At 59.6% G+C, this 23,803-nt stretch carries 26 protein-coding genes; 14 read left to right on the forward strand and 12 right to left on the reverse strand.

Annotated features, from left to right (window positions below; translation table 11 throughout):
• The 5 genes from HHJ16_RS06945 to HHJ16_RS06965 all read right to left on the reverse strand — a co-directional run.
• The coding region (locus HHJ16_RS06945; RefSeq protein ID WP_293641855.1) for a D-alanyl-D-alanine carboxypeptidase family protein at positions 1-971 on the reverse strand (971 nt) is incomplete at its 3' end.
• A 50-nt stretch (positions 972-1,021) separates the two neighbouring features.
• Complete coding sequence (locus tag HHJ16_RS06950) at positions 1,022-1,672, reverse strand: alpha/beta fold hydrolase (RefSeq protein ID WP_293641857.1); 651 nt, start codon at positions 1,670-1,672, stop codon at positions 1,022-1,024.
• A 127-nt stretch (positions 1,673-1,799) separates the two neighbouring features.
• Positions 1,800-2,174, reverse strand: a complete 375-nt coding sequence (locus HHJ16_RS06955; protein WP_293641858.1) for a (2Fe-2S) ferredoxin domain-containing protein — start codon at positions 2,172-2,174, stop codon at positions 1,800-1,802.
• 9 nt (positions 2,175-2,183) lie between these two features.
• Positions 2,184-3,329 (reverse strand): VanZ family protein, encoded by a 1,146-nt coding sequence (locus tag HHJ16_RS06960; RefSeq protein WP_293641860.1) that lies wholly within the window; start codon positions 3,327-3,329, stop codon positions 2,184-2,186.
• A gap of 33 nt (positions 3,330-3,362) precedes the next feature.
• Positions 3,363-3,788: a CopD family protein gene (locus HHJ16_RS06965; protein ID WP_293641862.1), complete on the reverse strand. Its 426-nt coding sequence runs from the start codon at positions 3,786-3,788 to the stop codon at positions 3,363-3,365.
• Between the two features lie 254 nt (positions 3,789-4,042).
• On the opposite strand from HHJ16_RS06965, the gene HHJ16_RS06970 reads away from it, so the two are divergent.
• From HHJ16_RS06970 to HHJ16_RS07010, 9 genes are read left to right on the forward strand one after another with little or no spacing between them, the layout of a single operon-like run.
• Positions 4,043-5,776, forward strand: coding sequence for a nitrite reductase (locus HHJ16_RS06970; protein ID WP_293641864.1), 1,734 nt, complete (start codon positions 4,043-4,045; stop codon positions 5,774-5,776).
• Positions 5,777-5,835: 59 nt separating this feature from the next.
• On the forward strand, positions 5,836-6,141 hold the full coding sequence (locus tag HHJ16_RS06975; protein ID WP_293641865.1) for a c-type cytochrome: 306 nt from the start codon (positions 5,836-5,838) through the stop codon (positions 6,139-6,141).
• Positions 6,142-6,169: 28 nt separating this feature from the next.
• Positions 6,170-6,478 (forward strand): cytochrome c, encoded by a 309-nt coding sequence (locus HHJ16_RS06980; RefSeq protein WP_293641924.1) that lies wholly within the window; start codon positions 6,170-6,172, stop codon positions 6,476-6,478.
• Positions 6,475-7,668 (forward strand): cytochrome D1 domain-containing protein, encoded by a 1,194-nt coding sequence (locus HHJ16_RS06985; protein WP_293641866.1) that lies wholly within the window; start codon positions 6,475-6,477, stop codon positions 7,666-7,668. Before HHJ16_RS06980 ends, HHJ16_RS06985 begins: the two co-directional genes overlap by 4 nt.
• Positions 7,668-8,669: an Lrp/AsnC family transcriptional regulator gene (locus tag HHJ16_RS06990; protein WP_293641868.1), complete on the forward strand. Its 1,002-nt coding sequence runs from the start codon at positions 7,668-7,670 to the stop codon at positions 8,667-8,669. The genes HHJ16_RS06985 and HHJ16_RS06990 overlap by 1 nt, the downstream gene beginning before the upstream one ends.
• Complete coding sequence (locus HHJ16_RS06995) at positions 8,656-9,168, forward strand: Lrp/AsnC family transcriptional regulator (protein ID WP_293641870.1); 513 nt, start codon at positions 8,656-8,658, stop codon at positions 9,166-9,168. The genes HHJ16_RS06990 and HHJ16_RS06995 overlap by 14 nt, the downstream gene beginning before the upstream one ends.
• A complete protein-coding gene (locus HHJ16_RS07000; RefSeq protein ID WP_293641871.1) occupies positions 9,155-9,637 on the forward strand; it encodes an Lrp/AsnC family transcriptional regulator in 483 nt (160 codons plus the stop codon). The genes HHJ16_RS06995 and HHJ16_RS07000 overlap by 14 nt, the downstream gene beginning before the upstream one ends.
• 3 nt (positions 9,638-9,640) lie before the next feature.
• Positions 9,641-10,846 (forward strand): heme d1 biosynthesis radical SAM protein NirJ, encoded by a 1,206-nt coding sequence (gene nirJ / locus HHJ16_RS07005; protein ID WP_293641873.1) that lies wholly within the window; start codon positions 9,641-9,643, stop codon positions 10,844-10,846.
• Positions 10,847-10,857: 11 nt separating this feature from the next.
• Complete coding sequence (locus HHJ16_RS07010; RefSeq protein ID WP_293641875.1) at positions 10,858-12,432, forward strand: nitrite reductase; 1,575 nt, start codon at positions 10,858-10,860, stop codon at positions 12,430-12,432.
• A 25-nt stretch (positions 12,433-12,457) separates the two neighbouring features.
• Here HHJ16_RS07010 and HHJ16_RS07015 read toward each other — a convergent pair whose 3' ends face one another.
• A complete protein-coding gene (locus tag HHJ16_RS07015) occupies positions 12,458-13,156 on the reverse strand; it encodes a Crp/Fnr family transcriptional regulator (RefSeq protein ID WP_293641877.1) in 699 nt (232 codons plus the stop codon).
• A 600-nt stretch (positions 13,157-13,756) separates the two neighbouring features.
• Here HHJ16_RS07015 and hemB point away from each other — a divergent pair.
• On the forward strand, positions 13,757-14,767 hold the full coding sequence (gene hemB, locus HHJ16_RS07020) for a porphobilinogen synthase (RefSeq protein WP_293641878.1): 1,011 nt from the start codon (positions 13,757-13,759) through the stop codon (positions 14,765-14,767).
• Positions 14,768-14,886: 119 nt separating this feature from the next.
• A complete protein-coding gene (locus HHJ16_RS07025) occupies positions 14,887-16,002 on the forward strand; it encodes a magnesium transporter CorA family protein (protein ID WP_293641879.1) in 1,116 nt (371 codons plus the stop codon).
• Positions 16,003-16,030: 28 nt separating this feature from the next.
• Here HHJ16_RS07025 and HHJ16_RS07030 read toward each other — a convergent pair whose 3' ends face one another.
• From HHJ16_RS07030 to HHJ16_RS07045, 4 genes are all read right to left on the reverse strand, one after another.
• Positions 16,031-16,693: a glutathione S-transferase family protein gene (locus HHJ16_RS07030; RefSeq protein WP_293641880.1), complete on the reverse strand. Its 663-nt coding sequence runs from the start codon at positions 16,691-16,693 to the stop codon at positions 16,031-16,033.
• Positions 16,694-16,730: 37 nt separating this feature from the next.
• On the reverse strand, positions 16,731-17,747 hold the full coding sequence (locus HHJ16_RS07035; protein ID WP_293641882.1) for a fumarylacetoacetate hydrolase family protein: 1,017 nt from the start codon (positions 17,745-17,747) through the stop codon (positions 16,731-16,733).
• A 46-nt stretch (positions 17,748-17,793) separates the two neighbouring features.
• Positions 17,794-19,140 carry an MFS transporter gene (locus HHJ16_RS07040; protein ID WP_293641925.1) on the reverse strand — a complete coding sequence of 449 codons (1,347 nt, stop codon included), beginning with the start codon at positions 19,138-19,140 and terminating at the stop codon, positions 17,794-17,796.
• Between the two features lie 81 nt (positions 19,141-19,221).
• The gene (locus HHJ16_RS07045) at positions 19,222-19,761 is read right to left on the reverse strand and encodes a VOC family protein (RefSeq protein WP_293641884.1); all 540 of its coding nucleotides are present in this window, start codon (positions 19,759-19,761) and stop codon (positions 19,222-19,224) included.
• Between the two features lie 153 nt (positions 19,762-19,914).
• On the opposite strand from HHJ16_RS07045, the gene HHJ16_RS07050 reads away from it, so the two are divergent.
• Positions 19,915-20,853, forward strand: a complete 939-nt coding sequence (locus tag HHJ16_RS07050) for a LysR family transcriptional regulator (protein ID WP_293641886.1) — start codon at positions 19,915-19,917, stop codon at positions 20,851-20,853.
• Between the two features lie 58 nt (positions 20,854-20,911).
• On the opposite strand, the gene HHJ16_RS07055 is transcribed toward HHJ16_RS07050, so the two are convergent.
• Both HHJ16_RS07055 and HHJ16_RS07060 read right to left on the reverse strand, forming a co-directional pair.
• Positions 20,912-21,601, reverse strand: a complete 690-nt coding sequence (locus HHJ16_RS07055) for a dienelactone hydrolase family protein (protein WP_293641887.1) — start codon at positions 21,599-21,601, stop codon at positions 20,912-20,914.
• 104 nt (positions 21,602-21,705) lie between these two features.
• A complete protein-coding gene (locus tag HHJ16_RS07060) occupies positions 21,706-22,311 on the reverse strand; it encodes a 2-hydroxychromene-2-carboxylate isomerase (protein WP_293641888.1) in 606 nt (201 codons plus the stop codon).
• A 107-nt stretch (positions 22,312-22,418) separates the two neighbouring features.
• On the opposite strand from HHJ16_RS07060, the gene HHJ16_RS07065 reads away from it, so the two are divergent.
• Both HHJ16_RS07065 and HHJ16_RS07070 read left to right on the forward strand, forming a co-directional pair.
• Positions 22,419-23,165, forward strand: coding sequence for an SDR family oxidoreductase (locus HHJ16_RS07065; protein ID WP_293641889.1), 747 nt, complete (start codon positions 22,419-22,421; stop codon positions 23,163-23,165).
• Entirely contained in the window at positions 23,165-23,797 is a 633-nt protein-coding gene (locus HHJ16_RS07070) for a MarC family protein (RefSeq protein ID WP_293641890.1), read from the forward strand. The genes HHJ16_RS07065 and HHJ16_RS07070 overlap by 1 nt, the downstream gene beginning before the upstream one ends.
• Positions 23,798-23,803: the final 6 nt, after the last annotated feature.

A 23,803-nucleotide genomic window follows, 5' to 3' on the forward strand; every position in this document is an offset into this window, starting at 1 on the left:
GGCCGACCGAGCTTCACGGTCGAGGTCTTGCCTTTCCACACCGAGGGCGTGACGACTGCCTGGCCGGCATCAAATAATTTTACCGCTTCGAAAGCGGTGTAGCCCCAGTTCAACAGCTTTTGCGATTCATTGGCGCGGGCGCTGTCGCTGGAGGTGCCCAGCACAATCGCCAGCAGGCGCCTGCCCCCGGGCGCACCACCCACACCCAAATTAGGAAAGTCTCGTTTGGCCGTGGCGATCATGCAGTAACCGGCAGCCTCGGTGTGGCCGGTTTTTAGGCCGTCTACCGTAGGATCGCGAAACAGCAGGGTATTGCGGTTGGTGTCATTAGCGGCGGGTGTGCCGGGATAGCGATACTTTTTGATCGCTGAATAGCCGATGTAGTCAGGGAAATCCTGCATGAGATGGGTTGCCAGGATGCTCAGGTCGCGCGCGGTGGTGGTGTGGCCCGGCTCGGTCAGGCCTTCCGGATTTTTATAAGTCGTCGATTTCATGCCCAGCGCCTTCGCCTGCTCATTCATGAGTTGCACAAAGTGCTCGACGGTGCCACCGACCCCTTCGGCGAGTGCCATCGTGGCGTCGTTACCCGATTGCACAATCATGCCCTTGATGAGGTCTTCAACCGGCACGTTCATTTTGGGGTCGATGAACATACGGGAACCCGGCATTTTCCAGGCGCGCTGGCTGACGCCAAAGGTCTGCTTGAGGTTGATCTTTTTGGATTTGAGCGCATCGAACACCAAGTATTCAGTCATCAACTTGGTCAGCGAAGCGGGCTCGACGGGCGAGTCAATTTCTTTGGCCGCGAGGATCTGGTTGGCGGTGACGTCCAGCAGCAGGTAGGACCGCGCGGCGACCTCAGGTGGTTGCAGAACCTGGGCGTGCGCAGTGGGGAGCACTGCAGAGAAAGCCAGAAATAGAGTGGCGGCGAGGCCGCGCAGGCCAGCGCTGGCCTTGAGTAGACATTGCATTTCGGTAGGGGGAGGTGACTAAAGTAAAGGATGAAAAAATGTCAGAAAAATCAGAGGACTGGCGACGACAGGTGTCGGATTACCAAATTTTTCAACAATGGCAATTGTCCATGAAAGAAATGGCCGACCCCGGGTACAACCGTAACAGGAAGTGCTTGTGGGCGCGCCCAGTCCATCACGGCAGGCAGCAGGACCGTGTCGTCCTGTTCGCCGTGCACCACGAGGGTTTTAATATGCGCGGCCTGATCAATCGAGGCCGCCGGCGCGCGACTGACGCTGGTACCGACCAACACGAGCTTTTCAATGTTGCGGCTGACGCGTAAGCGCTCAAAAGCATGCGTGGTAATAAAAGCCCCAAACGAAAAACCAGCCAGCGCCAATGCGGGCCCGCCGTCAGCCGCACCGAGCGGTGCGACATGCTGCACTACCGCGAGGAAATCTTCTAATTCGCCCGGACCTTCGTTATGGCTGCCGACGCTGCCACCCACGCCCCGAAAGTTAAAGCGTACCGACGTCCAGCCGCACTGAACGAAAGCTCGGGCCAGCGTTTGCACTACCTTGTTGTCCATGGTGCCGCCGAACAACGGATGCGGATGGGCAATAACTGCCACGCCGCGGGATTCGCCAGCCGGTAGATCTTGGGCGATTTCCAGGGCGCCCACCGGGCCGAGAAAGCTTGATTTTTTGGTTTTAGAGTTCACAGGGCGAAATTCTGCTCCGGTACGCTGCGCTATACAAGGGAACGGACTCCGAACACCCGCATTGGGCCCGGTCCAAAAACCTGTCACCTCCCAAGCTAGGCAGCGCCAGCCGGTCAGCAAGCAAGTGCTACCGTCCCATGTGCGCAGGGATCAACAAGCGCTCCACTATTTGTCCATTTTTAAGATGTGACTCGACGATCTCATCAATGTCGCTCGCGTCCACATACGTATACCAGACCGCCTCCGGGTACACCACCGCTACCGGCCCCGCTGCACAGCGGTCCAGGCAACCGGCCTTGTTGACCCGCACCTTGCCCGGACCGGACAGTCCTGCCGCTTTGACCTGGGATTTGCAGCGATCAAAACCTTCTTGCGCGCCGTGATCGGCGCAGCAGTTCTCGCCATTGCTGCGTTGGTTCAGACAAAAGAAAATATGACGTTCGTAATAGGAGCCCGCTGGAATGGCACCCGGTGCTGCGTCTTGAGAAATAGTGGAAGTCATACACCGAGTTTACTTTTCAGCCGCTTCGGCGTACGAGCGGACAGAAAGCCTTGCCAATACATACGGCAATACCGCGAAGGGCCACAGCCAGCCCAGCCACTGCACTAGGCCATGAAAACGGATGAAGCGGCCCTGCTCCCAGGTCTGCAGTGTTTGCGCAAAGTAGGGATCGATAGGGGCCTGGTTGAGCAGGCTCAACTGAACGGCCAGGGCCAAAAGAGTCAGGGCCGCCGCGCCCCGGCGCGGTAGCGCCAGCAGTGCTCCCGCCAACAAGGCCGTCAGACCAAGCCCAGCCTGCACGGAGACGTCCAGCCAGGCCCAAGCATGCGCCGGCCCGTAGCTGAGGGCGGCAGACAAAGCCGACGTCGCAATGCCAGCCGCGATCATGACCGCCGAGAACGCCGCACGGTGCCAGAGCGTGCGAATGACACAGTAGCCCAGCAGGCAAGGAATAAGCGCACCCAAGGCCACGCAAGCCAGCTCTGCCATCGGAACCAGCGGCTGAAGCTCAATTTCCCGCACCGGCATCCACTCCAGAAAAGGGGTACCTACCAAGGCCTCAGCCAGCGCAGACTCTGATCGTTCAAACACCTGCCCCAAGCCCATGGGCACCGAGGCGGGAAACATGAGGGCCAGGGGCCAGAGGAGGAGGAGCACCAGCGCGCCGCGTGCCTGCTGCCCGAACCAGCGCGTTCTAAAGCGACTCCAGTGATCGATCACGCCGGTTTTTTCAAGCGCCCATGCAGAGCAGGCGCCCAGCCAAGCACCCAAGGTATTGAGGGCAAGATCCAAATTGGAAGGGACACGCGAGGGTAGATAGCTTTGCAGCGTTTCCATTGCGAGCGACAGCAGCCCGGCAGCGGCCACCGCCACGCTGACCGCCCAGGACCTGCGCTGACTGCGCAACGCCGACAGCGCCAGCAGGAACCCGAACGGTGCGTAGCCGAGCAGGTTAATGCCCACATCAAAGCCGGTCCAGTATTTCGGCAATGGGGCCGTCAGGAACTGCAGGGGCGAGATGCCTTGATTGCGCCAGCCAGCAAACGGGTACAGGCTGGCGTAACTGATCAGGCAAATGACCACCAGTGCCAGCGGCCAGGCGGCGGTGCGGTGACTATCAGAGGTCGTGCTCGGGGAAGAAGGTCTCTGGGTCATAACGCGGGCGCTGCAACCGGTGGCTGGTTCGTGCTAGGGCTTGACCACCACCAGAACCACCACGGCGACCAGCAAGATAACCGGCATCTCGTTGAACCAGCGAAACCAGACGTGACTGCGCGTATTGCGGCTTAGCCCAAACGTTGCAAGCACCCGGCTGCAGATGTAGTGATAGCCAATTACCAAGGCTACAAGCGCCAGTTTGGCGTGCATCCAACCGTTGCCCGGGCCAAACCCTATCCTGTACCAAAGGTATAGCCACAGCCCAGTAGCCAATGCCGGAAAGGCCAGGAGCGTCGTAAAACGCAGCAGCTTGCGGGCCATCAGAAGCAGCCGCTCGCGCTCAGCGACGCTTTCTGGCGGCACCATGGCCAAGTTCACGAAAATGCGCGGAAGGTAAAAAAGTCCGGCAAACCAGCTCGCAATAAAAACAATGTGGAATGATTTGACCCATAGCATGGGTGCAGTGTAGCCCTCACGGTTGGCAGGATTCAGAGCAATCGAAACACGGCTTGAGGGCGGTAGGGGCTGCCTTCGGGCCAGGCCTCGGCGTACGTGAACTTGTTAAGTACTTCCTTGTTCCAGATTAAGGACAAGGCGCCGGCGACTAACGAAAATTCGTCTGCCCACGCCGGATATTGCAGCCATCGGTGGGTGGTCCCATGCGTTCGGTCGGGCTCTGTTCGGCTGCAACGTAACACGGAGTGAAAATCATGAAGAATCTACGACTGGCCGGTGTTGCTGCCGTCCTGCTGACCATTTGGGCGTTTTCAGCCCATGCGCAGCAAAAGCCGGTTGCCCCGATGGAAAAGGCCTACCAAGCCAATGACGCGTCACCCGTGGGTAGCGAGCCTATGGTGCACAGCGTCAATCCCAAGGCACCCCCAATGACCGTTGCGGAATTTGACGTGGCGCGCAAGATTTATTTCGAACGCTGCGCCGGCTGCCACGGCGTGCTGCGCAAAGGCGCAACCGGCAAGCCCCTGACGCCCGATATTACCGTCGGGAAAGGCACCGCCTACCTGAAGGTGTTCATTGCTTATGGGTCGCCTGCAGGCATGCCCAACTGGCAAACCTCCGGTGAGCTGACTGAAGCGCAGGTGGACCTTATGGCCCGCTATATCCAGCATGAGCCGCCGCAGCCTCCGGAGTGGAGCTTGGCTGACATGAAGTCGACCTGGAAAGTGTCGGTGCAACCGAAGGATCGGCCCACCAGGAAGATGAATAACTACAACATTGCCAACATCTTCTCCACCACGCTGCGCGATACCGGCGAAGTGGCGCTGATCGACGGTGATACCAAGCAGATCATCAACATCGTCAAGACCGGCTACGCGGTGCACATTACCCGCACGTCAGCCTCAGGCCGCTATTTGTTCGTGATCGGTCGTGATGGTCGTATCAACATGATCGATCTGTGGATGCCCAAGCCGGACAACGTGGCAGAAATTCGCGCTGGCCTGGAAGCCCGTTCTGTCGACACTTCCAAGTACAAAGGGAAGGAAGGCGACTTCACTGACAAATTCGTCATTGCGGGCGACTACTGGCCGCCGCAGTTTGTCATCATGAAAGGCGACACGCTGGAGCCGCTGAAAATCGTCTCGACACGGGGCATGACCGTCGATACCCAGGAGTATCACCCCGAACCCCGCGTGGCCTCGATCGTAGCGTCGCACTTCAAGCCTGAGTTCATCGTCAACGTCAAGGAAACCGGCAAGACCCTGATGGTGAACTATGCCGACATGAACGCGCTCAAAATCACCGAATTGGGCTCGGCGCGCTTTTTGCACGACGGCGGATGGGACTCCACCAAACGCTACTTCATGGTGGCCGCCAATCAGAGCAACAAGATCGGCGTCATCGACGCCAAAGAAGACAAGCTCGCAGCAATCGTGGATGTGGGCAAAATTCCTCACCCTGGCCGGGGTGCCAACTTTGTCCATCCTAAGTTCGGTCCCGTCTGGGCAACCGGTCACTTGGGAGATGACACCATTTCCCTGATTGGTACCGATCCCGTCAAGCACAAGGATCAAGCCTTCAAGGTGGTGCAAACCTTGAAGGGCCAAGGCGGCGGTTCTTTGTTCATCAAGAGTCACCCTAAGTCAACGCATCTGTATGTAGATACGCCGCTCAATCCAGATCCGAAGCTGTCGCGATCAGTAGCTGTTTATGACATCAACGCGCTGGACAAAGGCTTCAAGGTATTGCCGATCGCCGAATGGGCCGGTCTGAATGCGGATGGCGGCGCACAACGTGTGGTGCAACCCGAGTTCAACAAGGACGGGGACGAGGTGTGGTTTGCAGTCTGGTCGGCCAAAGACAAACAGTCCGCCCTGGTCGTCGTGGATGACAAGACGCTCACGCTCAAGGCGGTGATCAAGGATCCGCGGATCATCACGCCGACGGGTCACTTCAATGTGAACAACACCCAGAACGACGTCTATTAATCAACATGAGTGGGATGCCGGGAGCCATTTTTGGGCTTCGGGCACACCGGGAGACCGATATGAGAGCATTGCTATTTGCCAGCGCGGCGCTGCTGGCCTTCGGCGCACAGGCTGCCTTACCCGAAGAAGCCTTGACCAGCGCGGGCTGCATGGCTTGCCACACCAAAGACACCAAACTGGTGGGGCCTGCATTCAAGGACATTGCGGCCAAATACAAGGGGCAGGACCCGATGGTCAAACTGATGGAAAAGGTGCGCAAAGGCGGCTCGGGTGTTTATGGGCCGATTCCCATGTCGCCCAATCCACCTGACAAGATCAACGACGCTGATCTAAAAAACGCGATCGAATTTATTCTTAAAACCTGAGGCTGCCGTGGCGAGTTTTTTCGCCCTCATGGGGGCGCTGTTGCTGACTGTGCCCGCCTTCGCGCAGAGCGAGGTTCGCGAGCAGGCGCTCATCCACATGGTGCGGCAAGACTGTGGCGCTTGCCACGGTATGCGATTGACCGGCGGCCTGGGCCCGGCGCTGACACGTGAGGCGCTGACCAATAAGCCACTGGAGTCTCTGGCCGCCACGATTTACAACGGCCGACCTGGCACCCCGATGCCGCCGTGGCGCGCGATGCTGAGCACCGACGATGCGCGATGGATCGCGCAACAACTCCTCGCCGGCTTCCCCGAAGAAACAAGGACGATGCCATGAAACGACGCCATCTGCTCACCGGTGTGGCGGCTACGCCAGCCCTCGCACTACTTCCCGGCTGCGCGGCGTTTGCGCCGAATGAGGCTTCCGTCGGTACTGGCGACTTGGGTGTGGTGATCGAACGTTCGCGGGGCACGCTGGCGTTGGTCAACACCAGCTCACGCACGCTACTGGCCGAGATTGGGGGCCTGGGCGATCTGTCGCACGCTTCAGTGGTCTTTTCGCGCGACGGCGCCAGCGCCTTTGTGTTCGGCCGCGACGGTGCGCTGACGCGCGTAAACCTACTCACCAGACGCATCACTGCTCGATTGATGCAGGCCGGCAATTCGATTGGCGGCGCCATCTCGCAGGACGGCACGTTGGTCGCCGCGCAAAACTACACGCCCGGCGGCGTCAAGGTATTCGACGCCAACACGCTGGCGCTGGTGGCGGATATCCCCGCGATGGTCGATGGCAAGGCATCGCGGGTCGTGGGCCTCTCTGACTTGCCGGGCAACCGTTTCATCTTCTCGCTGTTCGACGCCGACGCGATCTGGATCGCCGACTTGTCGGACCGCGCAAAGCCCGTCATCACAAAGCTTGGCGGCATCGGCCATCAGCCCTACGATGGACTTGTCACGCCTGATGGTCGGCACTACATCGCGGGACTCTTCGGCGAAGACGGACTCGCGCTCGTCGACCTGTGGGACGATGCGCCTAAGGCGCGCCGCATCCTCGCCGGTTACGGTCGCGGGGAGGTCCCTTTACCAGTTTATAAAATGCCTCACTTGCGCGGCTGGTCCGTCGCAGGGCGGCATGCCTACCTGCCCGCCATTGGTCACCACGAGGTGCTGGTGGTCGACACAACCACTTGGCAGGAAACCGCGCGCATTCAGGTGGCGGGGCAGCCGGTCTTTGTAATCGCACGGCCGGACGGGCGCCAGGTCTGGGTCAACTTCGCAGTACCCGACTACCACCGCGTTCAAGTCATCGACACGGTGAGCCGCCAGGTAGTGCGCACGCTGGAACCCGGCAAGGCGGTATTGCACATGGAGTTCACGCCGCGCGGTGAGGCGGTGTGGATCAGTTCACGCGATGACAACCGAGTGTCGGTGATCGACACCCAGCACTTTGTGACGCTCGCGACGCTGACCATCGACTCGCCAAGCGGCGTGTTTTTCACATCGCGTGCGGCCCGCATGGGATTTTGATGACCACCGAGCTGTCCTTCCGCCTGCTGAACGACTGGCAGCGCGACTTCCCGCTGGTAGCCACGCCGTTTGCAAGCCTCGCAGACGCCTGCGGCAGCGACGAACATACCGTGCTCGACCGCTACGCGGCGCTGCAGTCCGAAGGCGCGATCAGCCGACTCGGTGGCATATGGGGTGCAGGCGCTGGCGGCGCAGCGCTGTTGTGCGCGTTTGCGGTGCCCCCGCTGCGGCTCGATGCCGTGGCTGCGCTTGTCTCGGCGCAGGCCGGCGTGAATCACAACTACGAACGAGAAAACCACCACAACCTGTGGTTCGTGATCACCGGCTGCACCCTCGACGCCGTCCGATCTGGCGTTGATTCGCTTGAAGCGCAGACCGGCCTGACGGCACTTCGCCTACCGATGCGCCGCGCCTACCGGATTGACTTAGGCTTTGACCTGCGCGGCCCCCTCGCCACGCACGCTGCAGGCGTCGGCAGGCGGTTGCCGGCCGTGCCGGTGTCCGAGGCCGACGCACCGCTCGCCGCGCTGGTCGAAAACGGATTACCGCTATTGCCACGGCCTTACGAGGCCTGGGCGCAGGCGCTGAACCAGCCGCATGACGAAGTACTCGCCACCTTGCAGCGCTGGTTGCGTGAAGGCACACTCCGGCGATTCGGCGTGGTGGTTCGCCACCACGAGGCTGGCTTTGCGCACAACGCGATGACGGTATTCGACGTCCCCGATGCACAGGTTGACGGCTACGGCGCCACCCTCGCGGCACAAAGCGGCATCACGCTGGCCTACCGCCGCGAACGCGCCCCAGGGTGGCGCTACAACCTGTACTGCATGGTGCATGGCCGAAGTCGCGACGCGGTGCACGCAGCGCTGGCAAGCGCGATCGCTCGCAGCGGTCTTCAAAGCCACGCGCACACGGTACTGTTCAGTCGGCGCCGCTTTAAACAGGCGGGCGGGCGCTACTTTCAAAAAATCTCCTCGATTGCCCAGCATGCCGCGGTCTGAACCCTGCGCGCGGATAGACCCGACCGACTTGCGCTTGATGGATTACCTGCACGGCGGTTTTCCGCTGAGCGACCGACCGTTCGCGGACGTCGGCATCGCGCTCCGGATGGAGGAAGACGAGGTACTCGCGCGCCTCGAGCGACTCCTCGCGCAAGGCGTGTTGACGCGCTTCGGGCCGCTGTTCCAGATTGAGCGCGCGGGCGGCCGATTCGTACTTGCCGCGCTTGAAGTGCCAGAGGAACATTTCGACGAAGTGGCTGTACTCGTGAACGCCATGCCCGAGGTGGCGCACAACTACAAGCGAGAACACGCATTCAACATGTGGTTTGTCATTGCCACCGATTCGGTGTTGGCAGCGAACGCGGCAATCACACGCATTGAGATGCAGACCGGACTACAAGTACACGCCTTCCCGAAAGAGCGAGAGTTTTTCGTCGAGCTGCACTTGCCGATTGATGTTGCCGGGGACGACGACGGAGCTTCAGATGTCGCTGAGTGAGTTCGACCGCCGGCTGATCGCCGCGACTCAAGGCGGCTTGCCGCTGCTGCCACAGCCTTATACGGAAGTCGGTCTGAAGCTCGGCGTCAGTGGCGAGGTGGTGCGCGCTCGCCTGGCGCAAATGCTCGAATCCGGTTTGATCCGCCGCATTGGTGCGGTGCCCAATCACTACCGACTCGGCTGGGCCGCGAACGGCATGACGGTCTGGGATGTGGACGACGCGCGCGTCGATGCCCTTGGCGCGAAAGTGGGCGAGCTGCCCGGGGTCAGCCACTGCTACCGTCGCCCGCGCAAACTGCCGCGCTGGCCCTACAACTTGTTCGCGATGATCCATGGCCGCTCGCGAGAAGAGGTGGAGCACCAACGCGCGCAAGTGCGCGCGCTGCTTGGCCACGCCTGTCACGCCGACGACATTCTGTATTCCAGCGCGATCTTGAAGAAGACCGGCTTGAGATTGAAAGACCGCTAAATCATGTTTCGCATCTCCCACTTCATGCGCCTGCTTGCCGCCGCCGAACGCACCGGCGTTATGGCGCCGCCGCGGCACGCACAGCAACCCGGCCCGGTGGTCATCTGGAACCTCCTACGTCGCTGCAACTTGACTTGCAAGCACTGCTATGCCCTGTCCGCCGACCACGAGTACGCGGGCGAATTAAGTACCGAAGAAGTGTTCAACGTTATGGGCGATCTGAAGGCCTATGGCGTACCGGTGCTGATCCTGTCGGGCGGTGAACCGCTGTTGCGATCCGACCTGTTTCAAACTGCAGAGCGCGCCAAGGCAGAACGTTTTTACGTCGGCTTGTCGACCAACGGGACACTGATCGACAGCGCCATGGCGGATCGCGTGGCAACCGCTGGATTTGACTATGTCGGCATCAGCCTTGACGGTCTTGCCGCAACGCACGACCGCTTCCGTCGCATGAACGGCGCATTTGACAAAAGCCTCGCGGCAGTGCGACTACTGCGAGCGCGGGGCGTGAAGGTGGGACTGCGTTTCACCATGACGGCGCTCAACGCCCACGATCTAACCCCCCTCTTGAAACTGATGCGAGCAGAAGGCGTGGAAAAGTTCTATTTCTCACACCTGAACTACGCCGGCCGCGGCAACATTCACCGTGCCAGAGACGCCCAGTTCCAAGCCACCCGAGATGCGCTCGACTTGCTGTTTGACACAGCCTGGTCAGCTGCCTGGGACCACTTGAACGAGGAGTACGTCACCGGCAACAATGACGCTGACGGAGCGTATTTGCTGCAATGGGTGCGTAATCGCTTCCCGCAATGGCACGACTTGCTGCGCGAACACCTGGTCGCCTGGGGCGGCAACTCAAGTGGTGTGAACGTCGGAAACATCGACAATCTTGGCAATGTGCACCCCGACACCATGTGGTGGCACCACACGCTGGGCAATGTTCGCGAGCGGCCGTTCTCCGCGATCTGGAATGACACCAGCGATCCGCTGATGGCCGGCCTGAAGGCCCACCCGCGACCCGTCGAAGGGCGCTGCGCGGGCTGCCTACACCGATCCATCTGCGGTGGCAACACGCGGGTACGCGCTCAACAAGTCACCGGCAACGCCTGGGCGGAAGACCCGGGTTGCTACCTTGACGATTCAGAGATCGGCGTCACGGCAATGGGCCCACGAGTTACGTTGACGCCGTTCGCGCACCGCGCTCATTAAGCATGCAGATCATGTCTTCTCTTTTCTGGCGAGCGGTGTTTGCAGTCGGTCTGGTCACTACAGGCGTGGGCCTCGCGCGCTCACAAAGTATTGACGCCGCAGCCCTTTATCAGGAACACTGCGCGGTCTGCCACGGTGTGCAGCGGATCGGCAGCATGGGGCCGGCGCTGTTGCCGGAGAGCCTGGAACGTCTGCGCAAGACCGAAGCGCAGAAGGTCATCGCGCTGGGACGGACAGCCACGCAGATGCCAGGCTTTAGCGAAAAACTGTCGCCCGCCGCTATCGCGGCTCTTACGCAGTGGATTTACACGCCAGTAAGCCCGGTGCCGACATGGACCGAAGCCGACATCCATGCCTCGCGCACCGAAACGCCGGGGGCCAAGACTCTGCCGGCCAAGCCGATCTGGAACGCCGATCCGATGAATCTGTTTGTCGTCGTCGAAGGCGGCGACCATCACGTGTCATTGGTCGATGGCGACCGTTTCGTGCCCATTCACCGCTTTGCGAGTCGGTATGCGCTGCACGGCGGACCGAAATTCACGCCCGACGGTCGCTACGTGTTCTTTGGATCGCGCGACGGCTGGATCACCAAGTACGACCTGTGGAACCTCGTCATCGTCGCCGAGGTACGCGCGGGGCTGAACATGCGCAACGTCGCTGTATCGGGGGACGGTCGCTGGGTCATGGCTGCCAATTTCCTGCCCAACACGTTGGCGCTGTTCGATGCAGATCTGAATTTGGTGCGCACCTATCCGGCAACCACGTTGGACGGCAAAAGTACTTCTCGCGTCTCAGCCGTTTACGACGCCGCGCCACGCCACAGCTTTATTGTGGCGCTCAAGGATATCGCCGAACTTTGGGAGATTTCCTACGATCCCAGGGCCGAGCCCATCTTCGATGGCTTGGTCCATGACTACAAGATGGGAGAAGCGGTTGGCAAACCGGGTTTTCTGAGCGCACGGCGCACTTCGCTGGAAGAACCCCTGGATGACTTTTTCTTTGACCAGAGCTATCAGTACGTGATCGGCACCCCCCGGGCCTCCGCCGGTGGCGCGATTCAAGCCCAGGTGGTCAACCTGGACGTGCGACGCCGTATCGCCAGCTTTCCGCTGTCCGGTATGCCGCATCTGGGATCGGGGATCACGTTTCCCTGGAACGGCACGGTGGTGCTGGCCTCGCCCAACCTGAAAGACGGTACGGTGACCGTGGTGGACATGAAGACTTGGAAAGTGATCAAGACCATCCCGACCCCCGGGCCCGGTTTTTTCATGCGTAGCCACGAGAATTCGCCTTATGCCTGGGTCGATTCGATGATGAGTCCGGGGGGCAAGGACACGCTCACGGTAATCGATAAGAAATCCTTGGAGCCGGTGGCCTCGGTGCGAGAACCGGGACGCACGCTGTCGCACATCGAATTTACGCGGGACGGTCGTTACGCTCTGGCAAGCTTAATGGAAATGGATGGCGCCCTCATCGTGTATGACGCGCGGACTTTGAAGGAAGTTAAACGCCTGCCCATGAGCAAACCGATCGGAAAGTACAACGTAGGGAACAAGATCAACCGGTCTGAAGGAACCTCCCACTGAGGCCCTGCCAGGACGGCACATGACCTTACTGCATTCCGTAGCGCTCCAGGCGCTGCGCGTCAATGATATGAATATCGCGCTTGTCGATCTGGATGAGATTTTCCGCCTCGAGTTCGTGCAGGACCTTGGAGAAGTACTCGGGCGTCAGTGACAGGCGCGAGGCAATGGTGGCCTTGGTTACGGGCAGCGACACCGTGAACACTTCCCCGGTCGCGCAGTCTTCAACATGATTTTCTCGCAACAGATAGCCGATGACGCGCTGCATGCCGCTGTGCAGCGCACTGGACTCGATGTCGTGCACCAGTCCATGCAGCCGCCGAGAAATCCCCGCCAGCATGCGCAGCGAAAATCGGGGATCGCGTTTGATCTCGGCGACGATGGACTGCTTGCTCACGCTTAGCAACAAGGTGCTGGTCAGCGCGTCAGCATTCAGTATGTAGGGCTGGTCGGTGAACATCAGGGCTTCGGCAAAACTGTGGCCGGGTCCCACCAGTTCAATCACTTTTTCCTGGCCGGCCATGGAAATAGCAAACAGCTTGACCCGTCCGGTGACCACCACATGAAATTCCTCGCAGGGCTCTCCATATCTAAAAATAGTGTCGCCCCGGGCCAGGCGGCGCACTTGACACCCCTCGGCAGCGCGCTTTAATTCGGCAGGCGACAAATCGCTGAACAGCGGTAAAACCGCCAAAAAACGCGGTATGTTGAATGGGTCGACATCCATGGGGCCTTTCCTTTTTTAGCCGGGCAACTCTGAAAACTTTCCGATTGTAGGGAGGGAGCGTCAATACACTTTTACGCGTGCATTTGCGCGATAGTAAACGCCTGATGTTTTTCTGCGCAACTACAAACGCGATGCGCTGGCCAGCGTCGCCCGGCCTCTTGCTCCGCACAGGAATTGGTGCGGAAGCTGATCCTTTGGCAGGAATTGCGCGGACGGGTTAACGTACTTCATTCGGAGGACGTTACCGTTTTCCTCACTGTCATCCGCTGCGCCCTGACTATGGAAGTTTCGGTAAGACGCAAAACTGCAGCGCAAAAAAAACCCGGCGGCTCTGAGGCCTGCCGGGTTGATAAGCCTTTTTGCTGTCACACGCAAAGGCCCCGCTCAGGGAGGAAAAGCGGGATGCCACCGCCAAACTGCCAAACTGGCAAACTGACAACTGCACCGTTTAATTTTACCCAAGCCCCGCGCGCCTTGGCAATGCCTTCCAAGTAACACCTTGAAAAATTAGTGTAAAGCTGGGCCGGAAAGCGGCGCCTAATAGGCATCATTCAAATAGCCCATTGCAGCCCAAAGCTTTGGCACAATTTAAAGACCACAATGCACGCCTCCAACTTCGCCCCCTTCCCGATCGGTCGCCCCCGTCGTCTGCGCCGTGACAGCTTTACGCGCAATCTGGTTCGCGAGCACGCGCTGACTTCTCACGACCTGATTTACCCGGTGTTCGTAACGGACGGCAGCCAGCGTCGCGAGCCCATCGCGTCGATGCCAGGCGTGGAAAGACTCAGCCTGGATTTGCTGCTGCCCGTAGCCGAAGAGTGCGTGAAACTAGGCATTCCCGTGATGGCCTTGTTTCCGGTGATTGACGCGTCGCTTAAGACCAATGACGGGCAGGAAGCGCTGAACCCCGAAGGCTTGGTGCCCCGTGTGGTCAGGGAACTGAAAAAGCGCTTTCCGGAATTAGGCGTGATGACCGACGTCGCCCTGGACCCGTTCACCAGCCACGGCCAGGATGGCCTTCCGGACAGCAACGGCTACATCATGAATGAAGAGACGGTCGAGGTACTGGTCCAGCAGGCGCTGACGCAAGCCGAGGCCGGGGTGGACATCGTAGCGCCCAGCGACATGATGGATGGCCGGATCGGCGCTATTCGCCAAGCGCTGGAAAGCCAGAATTTCATACACACCCGCATCATGGCCTACAGCGCAAAGTATGCCAGCGCGTTTTACGGCCCGTTCCGCGATGCGGTCGGTTCGGCCGGAAACTTGGGCAAAGCCGACAAAAAAGTTTATCAAATGGACCCCGGCAACACGGACGAGGCACTGCGCGAAGTAGCCATGGACATTGCTGAAGGTGCTGACATGGTGATGGTCAAGCCGGGCATGCCCTATCTCGACGTGGTTCGTCGTGTAAAAGACGAATTTCAGGTGCCCACCTTTGCCTACCAGGTCAGCGGAGAGTACGCCATGCTCATGGCCGCCGCGCAAAACGGCTGGCTGGACCGCGACGCAGTCATGATGGAAAGCCTGCTCGCCTTTAAACGCGCGGGTGCCGACGGCGTGCTGACTTACTTTGCAATAGATGCCGCCAAAAAGCTGCTACAGGTCTGAAGACGCCCGCCAGCCATTCCACCTAAGGGGTTAGCGTGCCATGGAATTAATAGCGGCGGGGCAGAGCCTGCTTGGGCGAAAAGCTGACGTCGTATCGAACTACGGAATTTGAAGTTTTCATGCGCGTCTTTACCATCACCTCCAGCAGCCAGGGCGTTACTGAAACCGACGTATTGCCCACTCAATTGCCGCCCTCAGGCTTTGTTTGGATCGCTTGCGCACGGCGGGAATTTGAAGTGCTGCAAACGCACATTCAGGCGACTCTTCAAACCCTGTGCGGCACCCAGCTGGTCGACCTTCATGTATCCGACCTGCTGAATAACCAGCTGCCCTCACACTATGACTACACCTCGCAGTACGACCTGCTGGTGTTCCGCCGCTTAGCCACCGGCCAGACGGAAACTGACCTCGCCGCGCCTGGAGAACCCCTTCACGAGCGAATTAAACGCAGTGGACCGCCGGTGCTTAATCGCATTGACACCAGCCCCGTAGGTTTTGCAGTGTTCGACCACCTGCTGCTCACGGTGCATCCGGCAGGCTGTGCCGTGCGCGATGCCTACGCACTCAAGCTGCTTAGCGCCACCTCCACTGAATCGCGCGCCAGCGGCGTCAAGCTGCCGACCAGCCCGGCCGACCTGATGCTGCGCATCGTCAACCAGATGGTGGACGGTTACCTGGAACTGCGGCGCGAGCTCACCCGCCAGCTTGGCCACTGGCAATCGGAATTGCTCAATCCGGCCACGCGCTTTACCAACTGGAATTCGGTCCTTGACGCCCGGCTGGCCATGCACCAGCTGGACGAAATCTGCGAAGACCAGCGCTCTGCGCTGCAGGACTGGATCGATTCGGTTGAAACCTGGCCTGACGGCGACACCCCCATCGCCCATCGCGAACGTGAGCTGCTGAAAATTCGATCGCGTGACGTTCTGGAACACATCGAGCGCGTCGTGCACCACGTGCGGCGGATGGAGCAAAGCGCCGAGACGGCCGTGCAGCTCCACTTTTCTGCGCAAAGCCACCGTACCAACGACATCATGCGGACGCTCACGGCGCTGACCGCCATCTTTTTGCCGCTGAACCTGATTACCGGTTTTTTTGGTATGAACTTCGAGTTTCTTCCCGTTATTCATAGCCCAACAGGTTTTTGGTGGACCCTCGGCTTCATGGTGTTGTTGGTGGTCGTGGTTGTGATGGTGTTCTGGCGCAGACGTTACCTGTCCAAACCCGAGCGCTAAGACAGCGCCCTGACGCAGACCGTAACGCCTAGACCCAGGGCCGGACCAGTCCTTCAGCGACCAAGGCCTTGATGATCGCAGGGCGTGCCAGGACTCGTTGCAGATAGGTCCCCAGCCGGGGACGGTCTCTGGCGGGCGACGACGCAAAGTTACGGGTCCAGCGGCACAGCATCAGGGCGTAAATATCCACTGCCGAAAAATTAGCCCCCAACAGCCAGGGCGCGGCGTGGGTCACTTCGAGCCGGGCCAATTCGGTGTCTAACTGATCCAGCATCAGGCCGACTTGGACCTCGGCGTGAGATTTCAGTTGGGCAACACTGGCGCGATTGCCTTCGTCAAGCCAGCGCTCAGGATAGAAATAGATCTTCAACGTGGGCTGCAGTGTGTTGGTAAGCCACATCAGCCACTTATAAAAGTGTGCACGTTCTGCAGTGCCCAGCGCTGGCGCGAGGTTGCCTTCGGGGTGGGTATCGCACAGATGCAAACAGATTGCGGCGCTTTCATACAGCACCAGATCACCATCGATGAGAACAGGTACCAGCCCGTTCGGATTGAGCTTGCGATAAGCAGCCGTTCGATGAGCGCCCTGGGAAGTATCGACCAGCACTTTTTCAAACGGCAGCCCCAGCTCTTCCAAAAGAAGGTGGGGCGCCATGGCGGCAGAACTTGGTGAGTAGTAAAGCTGGATCATGCGTTATTGTGCCGCCCAAGCGGCCTCAGCACCGAGCTCAACCGGGATACTTCTGGACCCGCTGCTCAATGGCACCAAAAATACTGCCGCCATGATGATCGACCATTTCGATTTTTACCGTATCGCCAAACTTTAGAAAGGGGGTCTGCGGCTGGCCCGTTTCGATGGTCTCGTACATCCGCACTTCCGCTAGGCAAGCGTAGCCAACGCCCCCGCTGTCGATACTTGACCCGTTGAGCCCGCCTTGCTTGTTGGACACAGTCCCCGATCCGATGATTGAACCGGCCTGTACTTCACGTGTTTTGGTGACGTGGGCTAGCAGCTGCGGAAAATTAAAAACCATGTCGGTGCCCGCATCGGGCCGACCGAAAAGTTGCCCATTCAGATGCACCAGCAGCGGCCGGTGCACCCGGCCTTCGCGCCAGTCGCTGCCCAACTCGTCGGGCGTGACCGCCACCGGGCTGAATGCGCTTGCCGCTTTGGACTGGAGGAAACCGAAGCCCTTGCTCAACTCAGCTGGGATCAGGTTGCGAAGGGAAACGTCGTTGACCAGCATCAGCAAACGGATGGCCGACGCGCATTGTTCCGGCGTGGCCCCCATGCGAACGTCGCCGGTAATCACAGCGACCTCGGCTTCAAGATCGATCCCCCACGCTTCGGACAGCGCATAAATCGGATCGTGTGGCCCAACGAATGAGTCGGAGCCGCCTTGGTACATCAGCGGGTCGGTCCAGAACTCCGGCGGCAGTTCGGCACCTCGCGCGCGTCGAACCAGCTCGACATGATTCACATAGGCGGACCCGTCAGCCCATTGGTAAGCGCGTGGCAGCGGTGAATGGCATTCCGCCGGATCGAACAGATCAGCCTCGGTGAAAGCGCCGCTGTTCAGGGCCTCGTACACCTGGCGCAATGGCGGCTCGATAGCGTGCCAATCGTCGAGCGCCGCTTGGAGCGTGGAAGCGATTGCCGGTACAGCGCGGCAGTGGGTCAGCGCCCGGTTGACGACCACGAGAGTGCCATCACGTCCACCTCGCTTGAGGCTGGCAAGTTTCATTGGATAAATCCTCTTGGGTTGAGAGTGGCAAGGAGCTTCGAGTCGCTCAATGCAAAGGCACCAGGGACGCCGGTAGCGGCTTTCCGCGCTCGGAACGGACGCCAAATAGCAAAACCAGCACAATGACCACCGAAGGTAAGGCGGCGGCATGAAACAGATCACTCTGTGCCAGATTGAGACGGATTAATTCGCCGCCGACCACCGGGCCGATCACCGCCCCGATGCGGCCAATCCCAAGACACCAGCCGACGCCGGTCGAACGCAATGTGGTCGGGTAATAGCTGGCGGCCATGGCGTTGATGGCCGGCTGGCCGCCGACCACGGCAAAGCCGGTGACAAAGACGACGGCGAACAACACCGCCAGGGAAGCGGCGGAATGTCCAATCAAGGCAATCGAGCATCCCGCCACAATGAAGCAGGGAAGCAAGACGCGACGAAAGCCAAGGCGGTCGATCAGCCAGCCCATTGTGATGGTGCCCAGGGTGCCGCCAAACTGGAGCATCGCCCCCAGCAGGACCGCGTGCTCAAGGCTCATCCCGGTGGACTTCGCCAACGTAGGCAACCAGTTGGACAGAAAGTAAAGCGCAATCAGATTCATGAAACTGATGGCCCATAAGACCAGCGTGGGACCGGCTCGGCCATTGCGGAACAAGCGGACGACCGGCGCCCCCGCTTCTTTCTTTTCGGGCACGGCGAACTGGGGGTTGCTACCGAGTTTGACGCTTGGCACGATCCGCTTGAGCAAGGCCGCTATTTTTTCGGCGGGCGCGTTGTTGACGACCTGAAACTGGATCGACTCCGGCAGGTATTTCAACATCGCAACAGTGATCAGCAGCGGCACGGTGCCGCCGACATAAAAAACCGACTGCCAGCCGAAACGAGGAATCAGCGCTGCCGCAATCACACCGCCGAGCATCGCTCCGATGGTGAAGCCGCAAGAGATGATCATCATGATTGATATGCGTCTGCGCTGGGGGCTAAATTCACCCGACAGGGCCATGGCATTTGGCATGATCGCACCAAGCCCGAGGCCCGTGATGAACCGGATCACCATCAGTTGCTCGACGTTGCTGACCCAGGGGGTGGCCAGCGTGCAAATCGCGAAGAAAAACGTTGAGCCGATCAGCACCGGTCGCCGACCTAGCTTATCGGCGACGACGCTGATGAGCAGAGAACCAAGCAGCAGTCCAAACAGGCCGGCACCGAATACAGGGCCCAAGGACGCCTTGTCCACCTTCCAGTCCTGCAGCAGCGCTGGGGCGACGTAGCCCATGGCCTGCACGTCGAAGCCATCCAAAATCATGCAGAATCCACACAGCAGCAACACGCCCCACTGAAAGGGGCTGATCTTGCTGTCATCAATAAGTTGGCTGACTTCGATTCGGGAACTCATAGTCATCGGTGTCTCCTGATCATGGCCACCGGCCTCTGGCGTTTCAGATTTCCAAGTACGACGCGCTGCGCTATTCGCCGCCTATTTGGCGGCATAGCTTCCGTCATGCATCCAGGCGGCTTGCTTCGGCGCCTTCTTGGTCGTCGCCCATTCGTTCAGCATTTCCCATTTCACATCGTCGAGCCTTTTGGCCATTTGGGGCGTGCCGGTGTTGGCAGCCAGTTCCAGCCGGTGTCCGCTGGGGTCATAGAAATAGATCGACTTGAAGATCGTGTGGTCGGTGGGGCCAACCACGTTGATGCCATCGGCTTCAAGTTTGGCTTTGGTTTCAAGCAGGGACTCGACGGAATCGACTTCAAAAGCCAGGTGCTGCGTCCAGACCGGCGTATTGGGATCACGCCCCATCGGCGGCTTGGTCGGCAATTCGAAGAACGCGAGAACGTTGCCGTTGCCAGCATCAAGAAAGACATGCATGTAAGGATCCGGCTCCTTGGTGGAGGGAACCTCGTCTTCCGCAATTGCCAGAACAAAATCCATGTTCAGGTATTTGCCGTACCACTCAACGGTTTCTTTCGCGTCCTTGCAGCGGTACGCAACGTGGTGAATTTTCTTGATCTTCATGTTTGTCTCCGGTTTATGGGGATGCCTGCTGGCTCTCCGATGTCCTACCAAGGCCTGGCCTATTGCGCTTCGCTGGCGGTGGATGGCTCTATTAAGGCGCAAGCCGACTTATCATGCAAACCGTATTTACTAATGGTTTTATGAGGCTAGCTTATGAACGTCACCCTTCGACAATTGCGTGCCTTTATTGCTGTCGCCCGCAGTGGCAGCTTTACCCTGGCCGCTGAAAGCCTCTTTGTGACGCAATCGGCTTTGAGCGGGCTGATTAAGGAATTGGAGCAATCCCTGGGTCTGCGGGTGATTGACCGCAGTACGCGGAAGATTCATCTGTCGGATGTGGGACGTAGCCTGTATCCCCTGGTAGACAAGATCATCCATGATCTGGACGGCGCGCTGGCCGAAGTTGCCAATCTGAAGGCGCTGAAAACGGGTTTGGTCCGCATCGCGGCACCGCAGTTGATGGCCTCCACCCTGCTCCCGGAAGTCATAGCCGCTTATAGCGTCGACCATCCAGAAATTCCTATAAAGCTGGTTGATTGCGTGGTGGAAAGCGTGACGTCGAGAGTCTTTTCGGGCGAGGTCGATTTCGGCATCGGCCCCGAACGCGACCCCAATTCGGACATCGACGCGGCGACCTTGTTCGAACTTCCCTTCATGGCCGTATTCCCGCCCGACCATCCTCTGCAGCAACTGACGGAAATTCGCTGGGCCGACCTGGTGCGCTTTCCCTTCATCGCCTTGCAAGGGCAGTTCACCGAACGGCTTTCGGTGGACCTTCGCGCTGCGGTGCGCGGGCTGACGCTGGCCCCGACCAACGAGGTCGCGTTCATGTCCACCGCACTGAGCATGGTCAATGCCGGCTTGGGGGTCACCGCCTGCATTCCTTACGCCGCGTCCCTGGTGCACCTTTATAAGCTTGAGATGCGCCCCCTGCAGGAGCCGGAAATCACCCGTCGCTTCTTTGTCTTTACGCGCAACGGGCGCTCGCTGTCTCCCGCCGCCGAGAGCTTCATGAACTTCCTCTTCCGCTACGTCGCCGAGCACGAAGAACTGTCAGGCCGGCCTGACCCGAACCAAAAACAAGGCCGATGAAGAACGACCTTAACTACAACGGTTAAACGCCTCTACATCGACCGCGAAATACCCGCGTTCAGGCCAGCTTTGCAGCAAAAAACGCGAGTGAACGCTCCCGCGCTATCTTCGCCACCGACTCGTTGTACGCGCCGCGCTGCTCGCAATTGAAACCGTGGTGAGCGGGGTAGACATGCACTTCAACTTCGGGATGCGCATTCACAAAAGCCTGGATGCCTTCCATCGGGATCCAGTGGTCTTGGTCGCCGAAGTGCGCCATCGTGGGGCACTTCGGCTGACGTGCGATTTCTTCTTTCGCCGTGATGCCGCCGCCGTAATAAGCAATCGCAGCACTCAGACCCTTTAGCGTGCAGGCTGCGTGCCAGCTCAAGAGACCCCCCCAGCAAAAGCCAACAATGCCCACCTTGCCGCCACTGGCTTGGGCGGCGTAATCAATGGCGGCCTGAATGTCCTGCAGCACCCCAAGACCGGGCAAGGCGCTCACGGCCGTTTTCAGCTCAAAGCCAGCGGTCATGTCGGCGTCAGAGTATCCCAAGTCAACGCCGGGTTTAGCGCGCTCCATCGTGGCCGGCGCGACGGCCAGATACCCTTGCTCGGCAAAGCGATCTGCGACGCTCCGGATGTGCGAGTTGACACCGAAAATCTCCTGCAGCACGACGACGCCGCCGCGAGGCTTGCCCGCAGGTTTAGCCACGTATGCCGGCACGATGAACCCATCGGCAGCCTTCAGATCGATAAATTGACTCATGATATTGATAACCCTTTTTTGATGTTGTCGTTAATGTTTTACTGAATGATCGCTAACTCCCGCGACATCGCCAGGCGGCGATGCGGGAAGAACTGCCTCGTTTATCAACCCGCTTTAAGCTTCCGTTCCACAAAATCAAGCCGGTCCTGCCCCCAGAAAAGCTCACCGTCCACGACGTAACTGGGCGCCCCAAATACGCCAGCATCGATCGCCTGCTGCGTGTTGCTCTCGTAACGTTCCTGAACCGCCTGGCTGTAGGACTGCTCTAGCCGCTCGGCGCTCAAGCCGCACTCTGCCAGCAACTCAGCCAGCACACTCTCGCTTGAAATATGACGCTCGCGCACCCATACCGCGCTGAAGATTGCGCCGCCGATTTTCATCGCAGCGTCCGGGCCATCGCGCAGGTCAACCGCCACAATGAGCCGCGAAGCGTCGTCCCCGGAAACCGGAAAGTACTTTGGCTTGAGGTTCAGTGGCGCGTGAAGGTAGTCGGAATAGCGCTGCAACTCCACCAGCCGATAGGCTTGGCGTTGCGGTGCCCGCTGGCCCAAAGGCAGTCCGCCCGAAATCGGGAAAACTTTTCCGCCCAGATCAATCGGCAACACGCGCACGTTGGCGCCGGCAGCCCGCACAATTTGGGCGAAACGCTCGTGTCCCAGATACGTCCAGGGGCTCTGCGGCGTCAAGTAATAGTCCACAGTCATGCTCAAGATAATCTCCGGTCATCTGCGTCCAGTGGTCGGACATTTATTACAGTACATTGATTGGCCTCTATCCCGTTTTTACCCGGGTTTGGTATTTTTTGCAGGAGTCAGGTTTGTCCAAGCTTGTTTTAATCACCGGCGGATCCCGCGGTATCGGTGCGGCCTGCGCTCTATTGGCGGCACGAAAAGGCTACGCGGTAGCCGTCAACTACGCGACTAACGCACTGGCGGCGGACGCCGTGGTACGTCAGATTCACCAGGCGGGCGGCCGAGCCATGGCGGTCCAGGCCGACGTAGCGCGCGAGGAGCAGGTGGTAGCGATGTTTCAGCAGATCGAGGCCCAGCTCGGCCCGTTGTCGGCGTTGGTCAACAACGCCGGCGTGGTGGACCAGACCACCCGCGTCGATGCCATCGCCTTGCAACGCCTTCAGCGCATGTTTGAAATCAATGTGTTTGGCTCTTTCCTGTGCGCTCGTGAAGCGGTCAAGCGCATGAGCACACGCTACGGCGGCGCGGGCGGTGCCATCGTCAATGTCTCCAGCGCGGCGGCGCGGCTGGGCTCGCCGGGCCAGTATGTCGACTATGCGGCCGCCAAGGGAGCGATTGACACGTTCACCCTCGGTCTGGCCAAAGAAGTGGCGGCCGAAGGAATTCGTGTCAATGCCGTGCGCCCGGGGATCATCGAAACGGAGATCCATGCGTCGGGCGGCTTGCCCCACCGCGCGCGGGACGTAGCGGCCCAAGTACCTATGCTGCGCGCCGGTAGCGCCGAGGAAGTGGCCGAGTCGATCGTCTGGCTGCTCAGCGAGCAGGCCAGCTACACCACCGGTGCTCTGCTTGATATCGCGGGGGGACGCTAATGAACTTCAAACCATTGATCACGCTGTTGGCCATCGTCAATCCCCTGGCCATCGTGCCGTTTTTTATTCACTACACGCAGGGGTTTTCGAAGACGCAGCGACGACGCACCATCGCCATCGCATCCTTCAGCGCGTTTGTCGTCATTGCCACCAGCGCGTTGGTCGGATTGCAGATTCTGGAGTTTTTCAATATTTCGCTGGCCAGTTTTCAGGTCGGTGGAGGCCTGCTGCTGCTGAGCAGCGCCATGAACATGCTTAATGCCCAGCCCGCTGAAGCGAAATCTCCCACGAGCGAGCTGGAAGACGGCGCCGAGAAAGCGGCGATGGGCGCCAGCATCGCCGTGGTACCCCTGACCATCCCTTTACTCACCGGCCCGGCCACCATGTCTACCGTGGTGATCTACGCTGAAAAGGCGAAGACTTTTTTCCAGCTTGGCACACTGGTGGGCTATGGCGTGGTGGTCGGTCTGGCGACGGCACTGTGTTTTTCGTTGGCACAGCCGATTGCCCGCGTGCTCGGTAAAACCGGGATCAATGTCATGACCCGTTTAATGGGCCTGATTTTGGCGGCGCTGGCGGTGGAAGTGATGGCGGATGGTCTGGGCAAACTGTTTCCGGTTTTACGGGGCTGAGCCCTT

This window comes from Polaromonas sp. (assembly GCF_012927485.1).
GTDB lineage: Bacteria > Pseudomonadota > Gammaproteobacteria > Burkholderiales > Burkholderiaceae_C > Polaromonas.